Below are 14,556 nucleotides of genomic sequence, written 5' to 3'. Positions count from 1 at the left end.
TAGTTTGCTGAACACGATCACCATGCAAAAAACAATTTATTTTTATTTGCAATATTTAGACTAACGTCTTTGCACAATTGAACCAGGACCTGAAACTTTGGTTTGAATGCGCTGAGTGCTATCCAACTCACCGCTATATTCTACTTTTGAGGCGGATGCTGTCACATCTATAAAATTCACAGCATTCACTGCAACATGCGTGCTTGGTCCATAAACTTTAAGTACATGTACACGATCAGCCTGAATATCTGAATTTGGACCAATAATCGCAAGATAAGGACAATACCCAATAAATCGAAGTTTGGCATCAGGTGGCAATAATTCAACAGCCTGTCCCTGACAATCATATACCATCATGTCATTGTTAATATGAGAAATTTTTACTTTTTGCTTTGGTTCTATAGGAAATGCCACCTCCATTTCCTGAAAATGATTTGCTGTCATTGCTGAGGGATGCGTTATTTCAGGTGTTGATGCAGATGCTGAGTGTGGATGCTTACGCAGTTCAACTTTGGGGGTTGGTTGTGCCGTGTGGATTACAACAGGAGGCTGCGTGGGTGGAAGTACTTGCGGTTCAAGTACGACTTCTTTTTGTGAATATGCCACTGCACAGATCAGCAATAACCAAACGAGATGTACTCCTACTGCTTTCATTTTTGCCCCACTAAAACCATTGTATGCTTATCAAAAGCGATGAATATATTACTAATTTTCACATCTAACACTGCAGTGTATTTTTCTTGATCTTGTAAGTTTTTTTCACCACAACTATACTTCGCGCCAATACAGCAAGTCTATAGCTTAGGCTTTGGGAAGTTGGTGCAAATCCAACACTGCCCCCGCAACGGTAATAAAGAATCTTATTTCGTTTAAATTTTAAATTTAAGCCACTGTACGTCAGTATGGGAAGGTAGAAATAAGAGGAATGTTAAACATTCTATATTTAAGTCCGGATACCAGCTTGTTGTGCCTCTCAACTCAATCATTCACGTGGGGTGAATGTATGGAGCATATCATGTCTACTTTTTTTAAACCTACAACACTTGTAGGTGCAATCGCTGTTGCGATGGGATTTAGTTGTTCTACTTTTGCAGAAACGCAATCATCTGGGGATATTGTCACCTTAGCGCCTGTGGTGATTACAGCGACACGTTCTGAAACAAAAATTGAAGATGTCCCTGCACGTATTGATATTATTTCTCCACAAATCGTTGCCCAATCTCCAATTGCTGAATTACCACATTTACTTATGAATGATGCAGCGATTAACATGGTGCAAAGTGGTGGTTTTGGTCAAACAGCTTCTATTTTTATTCGTGGAACGAACTCTGAACATGCACTGATTTTACGTGATGGCGCACGCTTAAATACAGCGTCAACGGGTGCTGCATCATTGTCATTTTTAGATACCACTGACATTAAACAAATTGAAGTCCTCAAAGGACCTGCTTCTGTTTTATATGGAACAGATGCTATTGGCGGTGTAGTTCAAATTATTTCTAAAACGCCTGAAAAAACTGGGGCATTTGTTACAGGCGAAATCGGTGAACAATCTACTTATAAAGCAGTGGTAGGTGCAGATTTAAAGGAAGATGGCATTTATGCACAAATTCGTGGACAACGCCTAGAAACTGATGGTTCTAAAATCACCGACCTTAAAGGTGCAAATATTCAACCAGCGTCTTATGATCAAAAAGGTTTTAGTGCTAAATTTGGTGTCGACAAAAAGGACTATGCGCTTTCATTAGATTATAACCAAAATGAAGGCAACAGTTATTACGATGCTTATCGCAATGATGGTTCATTGCTTTCCCAAGATTTTAAAAATGAAATTATCAATTTGCGTAGTCGTTTAAATGTGACGGACAATCTAGAACTAAACACACGTTTGTCACAATTTAAAGATGAAATTGAGCAAAATCAATCTGCTGACTTTGTTGAAAGCACAACACAAGAAGCTGAACTCAACGCACGTTGGAAATTTACACCTCATCAAAATATTTTGCTGGGTGTGACACATCAAAAACTAGAAGGTGATGTCCTGTCTTATGGTTCACCTTATAATGAAAATGTCGACTCTACTGGCTATTTCATTCAGCACCAATTTAATAACAATGGCTTAAATACTCAAGTTGGTGTTCGTGTTGAAGACAATGAAAAATATGGCTCTCACACAGTAGCGCAAGGTGCAATTCGTTATCAAATCCTACCAACTACTAGCATATATGCCAATGTTGGTAGCGCATTTAAAGCACCTACTTTAAATGACATGTATGGTTATGGTGGCAATCCAGCACTTGATCCAGAAGAAAGCATTTCTTATGAAATCGGTCTCGATCAAAAGCTGAACCACAATATCTCTACAGGTATTTCAGCGTATTACACCAAAATTGATCATTTAATTGAATCTAAATGCGTAGCTGTATGTGATGGCGATTGGATGAATACTTTCCCGATTTACCAAAATATCAATATTGATAAAGCCTCAATGCAAGGCGGTGAATGGTACGCAAAATGGCAAGAAGATGATCTATTCTTCAAGACAGCATTTAACTACGTCAAAGCCATGAATGACGATACAGATCAAGAGCTAACTCGTCGTCCTCGTCGTAGCTTAACCCTCACCACAGGGTTACACAATGAAGCATATGGAATTAGTGCGTCATTCTCAGCAAAATCAAAAGCAAAAGACTACTTACAAGAAACACCTGGTTATGCCACTGTTGACCTCAACGGTTACTGGAATGTACATCCCAATGTAAAAGTCTTTGCCAACGTTGAAAATGTCGGGGATGTAAAATATAAAACTGCATCCTATAACCCTGGCATTTACTATGTGGATGGTGGTCGTCTAGCTTCTGCGGGTGTGACATTTAAGTACTAAAATGCTGCATGCAAGTAGATAAAATTTTGAGGATAATGTCAGCACTAGGCATTATCATTTTGGTGATATTCTAAAATGTATGCTGACTTAGTTATCAAAGAAATCCGTGGAATATTATTTTTCACCGCCCCATTTATATTTCAAAATTAGAATTTATTTTGCGTAGGCAATGTCTTACTTTTTAAGGATAAAAGTAACAAAAATCCTTTGTTGGACAAAGGGGATGTCCATATCACCCTTGTCCAACGGCGACATCCTTGTCGCCTGCGATAGCACTACTACGTTAAGTTTTAATTTTATAGGTATTTTAGATTTTAATGTAAAATATGATTGACATACCTTTTTAAACACGAACTTCTTTTTAATATTTGATTTAAAATTTATAAAACTTTCAAGGAATCATCATGGGACATCGTTTAAGTAAAATTTATACCCGTACAGGAGATACTGGTACCACAGGTTTGGGCGATGGCTCACGTGTTGCCAAAGATGACTTACGCATTGCTGCATTAGGTGATGTCGATGAGCTCAACTCGATTGTGGGGGTATTACGTTCTCAAATTGCACTGAGCAACATTGAAAATAAAGCCAAATGGGACAAATCTTTAAGCTTGATCCAACATTGGTTATTTGATTTAGGCGGTGAAGTTTGTATTCCTAACTACACCATGCTGCAACCACTTTGTGTAGAGTTTCTTGAAAAAGAAATTGATCATATGAATGAAGCGTTACCGATGCTTAAAGATTTTATTTTGCCATCAGGGACGATTGTTTGCAGTTATGCCCATCAAGCACGTGCTGTATGTCGCCGTGCAGAAAGAAGTTTAATGACTGTACATACACGTGATCAAAATATTCAAGCTACTGCTTTACAACTGCTCAATCGTTTGTCTGATTGGTTCTTTGTCGCCTCACGTACCTTACAACGTGCTGAAGGTGGTAGTGAAGTGTTGTGGCAAAAGAATATCAATGAAACGATTTAAAACACTTAGTAAATAACAAGGTGTTTTTCTTCATTTAAGTTATCAAGGAAATACCATTAAAACACTATTTATTTGTAGCCGTAATCAATGGCGCAGTCCTACTGCTGAGCGGGTCTTTGCAGTAGGTTATGGCATTTCTACTCGTTCTGCAGGTACAAGCAGACAGGCTCAACATACTATTTCAAGCCAAGATATCGCTTGGGCTGACCTGATTTTTGTGATGGAACATAAACACAAGCAGAACATCAAACAAAAATTTCCTCAACAACTACAACACAAAAAGATTGTCGTGCTCGATATTCCTGATGATTATCATTATATGGATGAAGAATTAATCGAACTTTTACAAGCAGTCGTAACGCCGTATTTAGATGAAAATACACTGTATTGAATTGGTGGCATTGCTTTATTTACTGTAAGAATAAGCTATATTGTTTACTGCCACTAAGCCTATATAAATCTATTCTATTTTCGAGCTTTATCATGAAAACATGGTTCACTGCCCTTTCTCTTAGTTTTTTTGCACTCACTGCAAGCCATGCAGATATCAAAACCGTTGAACAAAATCTTAAACAAAACTTCCCTGACATTCCTGTTAAATCCGTTACAACATCACCTGTTAAAGATATTTATGAGGTGTATATGGGTGGGCGTATTGTCTATACAACGGATGAAGCAAAATACTTTTTTGTTGGAAACTTGATTGATCTCAAACAACAAAAAAACTTAACTGAAGAAAGCATGCAAACGTTAAGTAAAATTAACATAGCAAAACTGCCTTTAGATCAAGCCATTAAACATGTGAAAGGTAAAGGCGAACGGGTGATCTATTTATTTAGTGATCCTGACTGTCCGTATTGCCAAAAACTTGAGCATGAAATACAAAAAATTGATAACTTGACCGTGTATTTATTCCTATATCCGATTCCATCTTTGCATCCAAATGCAGTCAATATTTCTAACCAAATTTGGTGTTCAAAAAACCCGTATCAAGCATGGCTTGATTATACACTGAATAAAAAGCAGCCGAATAAAGCCATCAATTGTACCTCACCTATTCCCCAAATTGCAGCATTGGGCAAACAACTTGATATCAGTGGTACACCGACCTTCTTCTTAAAAGACGGAACACGTATTTCGGGTATTCGTAGCGCAGCCGACTTAGAAGCGCTTTTAAAATAGTCGTTTAAAATAAAATAATGGAGCGTGATCATCACTCTCCATGTTGTAAAATAATATATAAAATATGCAATTTGTCACTCAGCTTTTTTCGGATATATTAAACTGATCCGTTTGTAAAAATCACTTCACCGCAACATTTACTTTAGCAATTACACTGTATAAACACACATAAATATTTATTTTTAAGAACTTACAACTATGAAAAAGAATCTGATCACCTGCTTGATGTTAAGCCTGACACCTTTCACGTTTTCCACTGCCAAAGATGTAATCATACAACCACGTATTGCGACCACACCTGTGGAAATTATTCCTCGTCCGATTCAGATCGTCACTGCAAAAAATGAAGTGGCTATTCAGCTAAAAAATGTAAAAACCCAAGTTGAAATCATCAATGGTTTAGCTGAAACGACTTTGGAAATGCAATTGTATAATCCCAACAGTCGCCCACTTGAGGGAAATTTAGAATTTCCATTACAAGAAGGACAGCAAATTACTGCACTTGCTTTAGACATCAATGGCGAAATGCGTGATGCTGTGCCCGTACCTAAAGCCAAAGGTCAGCAAGTATTTGAGGCAATAGAGCGACGTAATGTAGACCCAGCACTGCTTGAACAAACTCAAGGCAATAATTTTAAACTCCGTGTTTATCCAATTCCTGCACAAGGGACACGAACAGTCCGTATCCGTTATCAACAAACGTTATCTAATACAGCGCAAGGAAAGCTATATCGTTTACCCTTACAATTTGCCAATCAGGTTGAAAGCTATCAGCTTGATGTAAATATAAAAGGTATCGAAAATGCGCCCCAAAGCGACCAACTCAGTTTTAAAAACAATGCGCAAAATAGCTATAGTGCAACGCTTAAAAATCCAAAACTTACCGCACTCAAACACATTGATATTTACCTTCCAAATAGCCAGCAAGCACAGCTTTTTACACAACACTTTAAAAACGCTGATTATTTCTATGTGGAAATTCCTGTAAATGCAATATCACAAGCCCGACAACTTCCACAAAGTATTGGGATTTTATGGGATGTCTCGCTGTCTGCACGACAGCGTGATCTAGACAGTGAGCTGGCTTTACTGGATGATTATTTTCAAAAAGTGCAAAATGCCGATGTTGAGCTGACATTATTGCGTCATAGAACATCGCCCCCACAAAGTTTTAAAATTAAGAATGGGGACTGGTCAACGCTCAAAAAATATTTAGAAAATGTGGTTTATGACGGCGCAACCAACCTTTCAAACTGGAAAAACAATAAAAATATTCAAGAATATTTACTGTTCAGTGACGGCTTAGAAAATTATGGGACTTCGCAAAATATCCAACTGAATCAAAACCAGCGCTTATATAGTATTCAGGGCAACGCCAATACATTAAACACACAACAACTTCGCCAGCTCGCTGAAAAAAATCAGGGACAATATCTATCTTGGCACAATCCGATGGAATTTAAACAAGCACAACATGCATTGCTTCATGATCAGAGTCGTTTAATTCAGGTCGATGGTACTGGCGTCAGTGAATTATATGTACCTTCCTACTTTCCTGAAAATGGCATAGTTCGCATCTTCGGAAAATATTCATCTGTGATCGGGGATCAAGCCAAACTAAAACTCAAACTACAAAATGGTACACAAATTCAGAATCTTGAAATGTCATTTAAAAATAGTGTGAACAGTCAACAAATTGCAGCATTATGGGCAAAACAAAAAGTTGCCGAGCTTTTGCCGCAAGCATCCCTAAATCAACAACAAATTCAAAATATTGCACAAGATTTTAATATTGTCACGCCAAATACATCATTGATTGTATTAGAAAATCTAGATGACTATGTGCAGTATGAAATCACTCCCCCAGCAAGCCTGAGAGCTGAATACGAACAACGTATTCAACAGAAAAAAGACAGCTTACAACAAAAGCAACAACAAGCCCTTAATCAAAGTATTCAGGAATATCAAGCACATCAACAATGGTGGGAAACTGATTTTCCTAAACAAAAAGTTAAACAGCCATTGGTTGAAAAACTACAGCAACGTTTAAATCGTAATGCACCTGTAGTAGAAGTTGCACCGATCGAACCTGTTGCACCTGCACCTATAGCCCCTGCACCACAAGCAGCATCGGCTGAATACGCTGCGGATGCAGTTGCAGAAACGACAACTTCTCGTATTTCTCAAAGCAAAAAGAATATTGAAAATCAAAATATTAAAATTGAAATTCAGCCATGGAAAGAAGATGCACCGTATGTGACACGCTTAGATAAAGCAAGCAAACAATACGCCTATCAAGTCTATTTAGATGAACGTGCAAATAACTTAAATAATCCTTCATTTTACTTAACTGTTGCCGAAATATTCAGACAAAAAGGTTTAAATGATGAAGCGGTTTTAGTTATTTCTAACCTTGCTGAATTGAATCTTGAAAATCGTCATGTCTTACGCCTGTTAGGACAACAATTGATGTTATTAAAGCAGTATCAAGATGCGATTGTGATTTATCAAAAAGTCCTGAAAATAGCAGAGGAAGAACCACAATCTTGGCGTGATTTAGCCTTGGCATATGCGGAAAATAAACAATATGATGATGCTATTCGTACGATGTATCATGTGGTCAGCAATGAATGGGATCGACGTTTTGGTGGTATCCATCTCATTGCGACAGATGAGTTGAATAATATAATACATCAAGCACCGAATAGTGCCGCTATTCAGGACATAGATAAAAAGTTAATCCGCAATCTGCCTGTCGGTATCCGAGTGGTTTTAACATGGGACAGTGATAATTCTGACATGGATTTATGGGTGATTGATCCAAATAATGAAAAAACCTTTTATGCACATCGTAACAGTGTACAAGGCGGTAAAATTTCCAATGACTTTACAGGGGGATATGGTCCAGAAGCATTCTGGCTCAAGCAACCTATGAAAGGTGAATATCGTATAAAAGCGCATTATTACGGTGATCGTCAGCAGATTGTGACAGGGCCAACAACCGCTTTCGTGCGATTAATTCGCCATTGGGGCACGAACAAACAAAGTGAAGAAATTTTACGCGTAAAAATGACCAAAGAAAGGCTACAAACAGGTGAAGATGGTGCGGTTTTAATTGGTAAATTTACTGTAAATTAAGAAGCCATTATGAAGTTACAACTCATCTGAAAATGAGCTTTTTCAGGTGAGTTATGCCGAATTAAACTTTTAAGTTCATAAATAAATGAGTAAAAATAAATATTTAATTGAAGCAAATATCAAATAGTTGGTGTATTGCATTTAAATGCAAAAAATTTCAGATACTCACATTCCCATACAAAAATTAAAGAAAACACGACCTATAAACCTTTATTCCTATTTTTATAACACTTATGATTATATTCGTTGAAAACTAAAAAATTTCTTTCAGGAAGAAATGATTAAAAAGGTTATGTGTTAATGAAAAAAATTCTACTTTCTGCTTTACTCAGCATTTCTTGTGCAACTGCATTTGCAGCACCACAAGCCGCTCCTGTCGATCCAAAATTCGCTAAAGTTGAACAATTGATTCAAAAGAAAGATTATAACGCTGCATATAAAGAACTTGAAATCCTTGCTAAAACAGGTGATGCTCAAGCTTTATATAACTTGGCTTTTCTCACTCAAGCAGGTCAAGGTACACCTGTAGATAAAAAGAAAGCGCTGCAATACTATCAGCAGTCTTCTGATAAAGGTTATTCAGTTGCCAGTTATGCACTTGCCAAAGCCTATCAAACAGGCGAGTTGGGCGTAAAACAAGATCAAGCTAAAGCTCGTCAATATTTAGAAAAATCATCTAAACAAGGTTTTGATGATGCAACCACTGAATATGCATTTTTACTCTTTGCAGATGATAAACCAGCTTCCGATCAATTGGCATTGCAAAAACTAGATCCTTTAATTAAAAAGGGTAATATGCAAGCCATACATTACAAAGCTTTATATGATATTAAACAGGGTTTAAAAAATAGAAATACCAAATCCTTACAGCAAGGTATCACCACGATTCAGGGCTTAGCACAAAAAGGCTATATTCCTGCACTTGTTGCTATCGCAAATATGATGGCAAAAGGTGATGTGATTGCACAGAACCTGCCAGAAGCGAAAAAGATCTATGAAGCAATGGTCAAAGAAAATATTCCAAATGCAAAAGAATCATTAGACGCGATCAATAAAATGATTGCTGAGCAAGCCAAAGCACCAGCTAAAAAATAGTTTTACTGATCATTTGAGTGGCGACATTGATGTCGCCATTTTTATTTATACTGGTTCTAAAATTAGAAAAACCAAGATATCATTTTGATAATTAAAATATTCTAAATTTAAATTCAGTTGTTTCTTAGTCCGCATGATAACAGTGTTAATTTTTGTAAATTAGAATTGCTATATTAATAGGCTTTATGACACTATATATTTATTGGCAATAAGCCACTTTAAAGAGTATTAAAAATGCCTATCCAAATTAAAGATGTAAACAATAATTTAACCACGATAAAAAGTATGCAGTTTGCAGGTGGTGAACGTCACATACATATTGCAACAGAGATTTTAAAAACCTTATCAGAACAGGTTCAAATACAAGCAAAAATCAATAATAGCCAAGATTTAATGGATTATTTATTAGTTGAAAATATTTTATTAAATCAAGGTATAAGCATTGATTTAGAAATCCCCTACTTTCCTTATGCACGCCAAGATCGTATCTGTGCGGTAGGTCAGGCATTTTCGCTTGACATCATGAGTAAGCTGCTCAACATCAATGCTGAACAATTTCCGCAACAACGTAAGTCAATCACAGTTTGGGATGCTCATAGTGCTGTGACTGAAAAACTACTGCATGAAAATACCTGCTTTTTAAACATTGAAAATGTGCAACCCAGCACTATTATTCTGCAATGTAATGAATTAACTAAAATTTTAACAACAGACAATAGCGTACTAATCTGCCCTGATGCGGGTGCAAAACAACGTACAAATTATATTGCTCAGGCAATAAATCGCCTAAGAACGAATGACATTGAAATCATTTATTGTGATAAAAAACGTCATCCTGAAACGGGAAAAATCATCAACGCTCATGTTAATGCGACAGATTTAAGCGGCAAAGTTGCGGTGATTACTGATGATATTTGTGATGGAGGTGCAACATTTAAAGGCATTGCCGAAGAATTAAAAAAGTTGAAATGTGAACATGTGGTTTTATATGTGACACATGGCATTTTCAGTAAAGGTTTTCAGCTTTTTGAAGGATTGGTCGATCAAATTTTTACCACCAATAGCATTGAACAAACTGTAAATGAAAAACTTACTGTTATTGACTTTAGTACACACAAATAATTAAAAACGTTGGAGAATAAAAATGAGCTTGAGAATCAACCCATTAAATGCAATAGACTTTTATAAAGCAGATCACAGACGCCAATACCCTGCGGGTACAGAATATGTCTATGCCAACTTTACACCGCGTTCATCTCGTTTGGCAAAAATGCTGCCTGACTTTGATGATAAAATCGTATTCTTTGGCTTACAAGGGTTTATTAAACACTTTTTAATAGATACATGGAATGATGGCTTTTTTCAGCAAGACAAAGCCAAAGTCGTTTCAGCCTATAAGCGTCGTATGGATACAGCATTGGGTGATGGTGCAATTCCAGTTGATCACATTGAAGCGTTGCATGACTTGGGCTATTTACCAATTAAAATAAAAGCCTTAGAAGAAGGCAATCGTGTCAATATGCGTGTACCTGTTTTGACCATTGTAAATACTTTGCCTGAATTTTTCTGGCTCACCAATTATTTAGAAACAGTATTAAGTGCAGAACTTTGGAAAAGTTGCACTACAGCCAGCATTGCTTTTGAGTACAAACGTCTACTCACTGAATATGCTATAAAAACTGGTGCACCACTCGATTTTGTTTCTATACAAGGACATGATTTTAGTAGTCGTGGCATGAGTGGCATTTATGATGCAAGCCAAAATGGTGTGGGGCATCTTACTAGTTTTATTGGTACAGATGCCGTGTCAGCCATTGATTATGCTGAAGAATATTACAATGCTGAGGGTATCGTAGGTGTATCCGTCCCTGCGACTGAGCATAGTGTCATGTGTATGGGCAGCGAAGAACGTGAAATTGATACATTTAGACGATTAATCACTGAACTTTATCCATCTGGTGTAGTCAGTATCGTATCGGATACATGGGATTTTTGGCGAGTGATTACGGAGTTTAGCGTTGAACTCAAAGCTGAAATCTTAGCACGTCAGCCAAATGCTTTGGGCTTAGCAAAATTAGTGTTTCGTCCAGACTCTGGCGATCCCGTAAAAATCATTTGTGGTGACGCTGACGCGGAAATTGGTAGCCCTGCTTTTAAAGGTGCCGTTGAATGTTTATGGGAAATCTTTGGTGGGACGATTACAGAAAAAGGCTATAAGGTTTTGAATGAGCGTGTCGGCTTAATTTATGGTGATTCAATTACTTTAGACCGCGCACTAAGAATTTTACAAGGCTTAGAAGCGAAAGGTTTTGCATCTAACAATTTGGTTTTTGGTATCGGTAGTTATACTTATAACTACATGACTCGTGATACTTTTGGCTTTGCGGTCAAAGCGACTTGGGGACAAGTCAATGGTGTGGCTCGTGAATTATTTAAAGACCCTGCAACCGATTCAGGGACTAAAAAATCAGCCAAAGGCTTGCTCCGTGTTGAGAAAACTAAAAATGGGTTTGAGTTGTTTGATCAACAAACAATAGAACAGGAGCAGTACGGTGAATTAAAAACTGTATTTGAGAATGGTCGACTATTACGTGAATGTTGTTTGACTGAGATTCGGGAGAGATTGAATGCTGAATTGTCAAAGTAAGTTAAATTAGACCTTATCTCTATATAATTTTTCAACAATGCTTGGACTTATATTGAAACTACCCTCTCTTTTTAAAAGAGAGGGTTTAACATAATATCTATGCAAACTATAACTGAATATATGAACAGATTGGAAAGGACTTGGCGAATAACGTATAGCCTGCAATAATCCAATTACCCTTTCATTTTCATAAAATAAAGCGAGCCAGAACGTGACATTTTCTTCAGAACAAGAATTTTTATCCCATTACAATAAAAAAGAGTTTGATGCGCCTTTATTCACAGTAGATATGGCTATTTTTTCTGTAGATGCTGGTCAACTTCAAGTTTTACTGATTAAGCGTTCTAATTTCCCACAAAAAGACAAATGGGCGTTGCCTGGTGGTTTTATTGATTTATCAAAAGATACCGATTTGATGGCATCTACTCATCGTAAATTGGTTGAAAAAACTGGTTTAAAATCGCCACATTTGGAGCAAGTTGCCACTATAGGCAATGCAACACGTGACCCTCGTGGTTGGGCAGTAACTGCTTTATATTTTGCACTGATTGATTTTAAAGCGTTTCAGCGTATTGCAACTGAACAAACCGAACAAAATACAACTGAATATAGTGAATGGGTATCCATCGCAGATGCAAAAAAACTGGATTTAGCATTTGATCATTTACAGCTTTTAGACTTAGCTATTGAGCGTTTAAGTAGCAAGGCACGTTATACTGCCTTGCCTGTGAGTTTAATGCCTGAACTTTTTACACTAACTGAGTTACAGCAGATTTATGAAATTATTTTAGGACAAAGTTTAGAAAAGAAATCGTTTAGACGCCGGATGATAGAAGCGGGTGCGGTTGAGGAAACAGATCAATCAAAAATTGCGGGTAAACGCCCTGCTCAACTCTATAGATATGCACAAGATAGTTTTGACTTTCACTTTCCAAGAATTTTGGAGTATCCGAGGGAAAATAGTAAGTAATTCATTTTAAAAATTTAACTCGAAACTATGTTCACGTTTCAAGCAGGAACAATAACTGCCCTCACCTACTTTGAAATCCAATCCTCCAACCTTGTAAGAGAATTAAACTTTTATAGCCAAGTTTTTGGCTGGAAATTTTTCAACGTTATGACCAATAAGCGATTGTAATGGAAGGAAAAAGCTCAATTACCTTTGATGAGTCTTTAAACGATGAACGCCAATATTATCTTCTCAATGCTTTAAGGAAAATGAAATCTCAGTATCGTTAAGTAAATCAAGTACTCGTTGATTGATGATTGTTTATAAATTTAATGTGCTTCAAATATGTAAAGCGCAATTCGGGCATTGTTTCACTCTAAAATATGCTAAGGTTATTGTGGCTATTTTTCCTGTTTGAGTTCACATGACTGTACGCTTTTTTCATACTTCGGATTGGCATTTAGGACAATTTTTCTACAACCATTCTCGTCAATACGAACATGAACAATTCCTCGTATGGTTACTCGAACAAATTAAAGTAAAACAGCCACATGCACTGCTGATCGCTGGAGATATTTTCGATGTGATCAACCCTGCATCCAGTGCTCAAAAACAACTTTATCAATTTCTCGCAGATGCGCATGCACTTGCACCGCATATGCAAACCTTAATGATTGCAGGCAATCATGATTCTGGTTATCGCATCGAACAAGTTGAACCTTTACTTGAAAAATATAATGCAAAAACAGTTGGTGTGATTCATAAAAATGCTGAAGGTGATATTGATTTAGATCGTTTACTCGTTCCAATTTATGATGAAAATAAAAACATCGTGGCTTGGTGTTTGACACTACCCTTTTTACGCCCTGCGGAAATTACAGGGTTTAATGAACAAACCACCAACAGTCAAAATGCCATTGCCTATTTACATCAACAACTCATTGCAGCAGCTAAACAACGCAAAACAGATGATCAAGCACTGATTTTAATGTCACATGCCCATATGCAAGGTGGCGAAACCTCTGACTCTGAACGTCCGATTATTATTGGTAATGAAGAAGCACTTTCTACGGCGTTATTTGATGATGTGATTGACTATGTTGCACTTGGGCATTTACATAAACCGCAAAAAGTGGGACAGGCACATATTCGTTATAGTGGTTCACCGATTCCACTGTCTTTTAGTGAAATAAATTATAAACATCAAGTGGTTGATGTTAGTATTGATCCAACAAAAACGGATGAATCTCGATTTCAATATGACACGATCGCTATTCCACGCAGTGTACGATTGCATAAAATCAAAGGTGAACTCAACCAAGTTTTTAATCAATTAAAAGCTTTAGAAAGTGGTGAAATTACCGAGATTGATCAACGTGAATATATCGATATTGAGTACCATACCACTGTTCCACCACAGCCGAATCTAAGACAACAATTCGAAGATGCATTGCCTGCAAATCGCTATCGTTTAGTGCGTATTTCTCGTCAGTATTTCGCAGCAGAAAAAAATGTAGATGACACAATTCAAGTCAGCTTAGAACCACCAACACCTGAAAAACTCTTTCAACAAATTTGGGAAAAAAATGGTTATGCCAATGATGATGCTGTACTCAAGGACTTTTTAAGTTTAGTTCATGAAGCTGAAAAATCACTTGAAGATGAGCATAAAGGTTAA

11 protein-coding genes and 1 riboswitch are annotated in these 14,556 nt (G+C 37.0%); of the genes, 10 read left to right on the top strand and 1 reads right to left on the bottom strand.

Translation table 11 applies throughout. The features are described 5' to 3' along the window. Positions 1-60: 60 nt before the first annotated feature. A complete protein-coding gene (locus HUS24_RS13705) occupies positions 61-654 on the bottom strand; it encodes a hypothetical protein (RefSeq protein WP_173912479.1) in 594 nt (197 codons plus the stop codon). A gap of 119 nt (positions 655-773) precedes the next feature. Continuing rightward, positions 774-980, top strand: a riboswitch (cobalamin riboswitch). A 35-nt stretch (positions 981-1,015) separates the two neighbouring features. Here HUS24_RS13705 and HUS24_RS13700 point away from each other — a divergent pair. The 10 genes from HUS24_RS13700 (at position 1,016) to HUS24_RS13655 (ending at position 14,556) form a co-directional block, all read left to right on the top strand. After that, positions 1,016-2,884, top strand: coding sequence for a TonB-dependent siderophore receptor (locus tag HUS24_RS13700; protein WP_173912478.1), 1,869 nt, complete (start codon positions 1,016-1,018; stop codon positions 2,882-2,884). Between the two features lie 404 nt (positions 2,885-3,288). Then, positions 3,289-3,867 carry a cob(I)yrinic acid a,c-diamide adenosyltransferase gene (locus HUS24_RS13695; RefSeq protein WP_173912477.1) on the top strand — a complete coding sequence of 193 codons (579 nt, stop codon included), beginning with the start codon at positions 3,289-3,291 and terminating at the stop codon, positions 3,865-3,867. Between the two features lie 55 nt (positions 3,868-3,922). After that, positions 3,923-4,258 (top strand): low molecular weight protein tyrosine phosphatase family protein, encoded by a 336-nt coding sequence (locus HUS24_RS13690; protein ID WP_173912587.1) that lies wholly within the window; start codon positions 3,923-3,925, stop codon positions 4,256-4,258. 92 nt (positions 4,259-4,350) lie between these two features. After that, the gene (locus HUS24_RS13685; RefSeq protein WP_173912476.1) at positions 4,351-5,049 is read left to right on the top strand and encodes a DsbC family protein; all 699 of its coding nucleotides are present in this window, start codon (positions 4,351-4,353) and stop codon (positions 5,047-5,049) included. A 198-nt stretch (positions 5,050-5,247) separates the two neighbouring features. Continuing rightward, positions 5,248-8,187 carry a VIT domain-containing protein gene (locus tag HUS24_RS13680; protein ID WP_173912475.1) on the top strand — a complete coding sequence of 980 codons (2,940 nt, stop codon included), beginning with the start codon at positions 5,248-5,250 and terminating at the stop codon, positions 8,185-8,187. A gap of 300 nt (positions 8,188-8,487) precedes the next feature. Continuing rightward, the gene (locus HUS24_RS13675; protein WP_173912474.1) at positions 8,488-9,282 is read left to right on the top strand and encodes a tetratricopeptide repeat protein; all 795 of its coding nucleotides are present in this window, start codon (positions 8,488-8,490) and stop codon (positions 9,280-9,282) included. 234 nt (positions 9,283-9,516) lie between these two features. Further along, entirely contained in the window at positions 9,517-10,404 is an 888-nt protein-coding gene (locus HUS24_RS13670; protein WP_173912473.1) for a phosphoribosyltransferase family protein, read from the top strand. 22 nt (positions 10,405-10,426) lie between these two features. After that, the gene (locus HUS24_RS13665; RefSeq protein ID WP_173912472.1) at positions 10,427-11,929 is read left to right on the top strand and encodes a nicotinate phosphoribosyltransferase; all 1,503 of its coding nucleotides are present in this window, start codon (positions 10,427-10,429) and stop codon (positions 11,927-11,929) included. Positions 11,930-12,140: 211 nt separating this feature from the next. Further along, the gene (locus tag HUS24_RS13660; RefSeq protein WP_173912471.1) at positions 12,141-12,899 is read left to right on the top strand and encodes an NUDIX domain-containing protein; all 759 of its coding nucleotides are present in this window, start codon (positions 12,141-12,143) and stop codon (positions 12,897-12,899) included. Positions 12,900-13,302: 403 nt separating this feature from the next. Next, positions 13,303-14,556, top strand: coding sequence for an exonuclease SbcCD subunit D (locus tag HUS24_RS13655; protein ID WP_173912470.1), 1,254 nt, complete (start codon positions 13,303-13,305; stop codon positions 14,554-14,556).

This window comes from Acinetobacter sp. Marseille-Q1618, from assembly GCF_902809855.1.
Classification (GTDB): Bacteria; Pseudomonadota; Gammaproteobacteria; order Pseudomonadales; family Moraxellaceae; genus Acinetobacter.
The sequence above is the reverse complement of the archived record's forward strand: the minus strand, read 5'-3'. Positions and strand labels throughout refer to the sequence as shown.

Excerpts from the sequence above, each read along its gene's own strand:
- HUS24_RS13675 (WP_173912474.1), top strand. The coding sequence starts at position 8,488 with ATGAAAAAAATTCTACTTTCTGCTTTACTCAGCATTTCTTGTGCAACT.
- HUS24_RS13700 (WP_173912478.1), top strand. The coding sequence starts at position 1,016 with ATGTCTACTTTTTTTAAACCTACAACACTTGTAGGTGCAATCGCTGTT.
- HUS24_RS13665 (WP_173912472.1), top strand. The coding sequence starts at position 10,427 with ATGAGCTTGAGAATCAACCCATTAAATGCAATAGACTTTTATAAAGCA.
- HUS24_RS13680 (WP_173912475.1), top strand. The coding sequence starts at position 5,248 with ATGAAAAAGAATCTGATCACCTGCTTGATGTTAAGCCTGACACCTTTC.
- HUS24_RS13670 (WP_173912473.1), top strand. The coding sequence starts at position 9,517 with ATGCCTATCCAAATTAAAGATGTAAACAATAATTTAACCACGATAAAA.
- HUS24_RS13655 (WP_173912470.1), top strand. The coding sequence starts at position 13,303 with ATGACTGTACGCTTTTTTCATACTTCGGATTGGCATTTAGGACAATTT.
- HUS24_RS13695 (WP_173912477.1), top strand. The coding sequence starts at position 3,289 with ATGGGACATCGTTTAAGTAAAATTTATACCCGTACAGGAGATACTGGT.
- HUS24_RS13705 (WP_173912479.1), bottom strand. The coding sequence starts at position 654 with ATGAAAGCAGTAGGAGTACATCTCGTTTGGTTATTGCTGATCTGTGCA.
- HUS24_RS13685 (WP_173912476.1), top strand. The coding sequence starts at position 4,351 with ATGAAAACATGGTTCACTGCCCTTTCTCTTAGTTTTTTTGCACTCACT.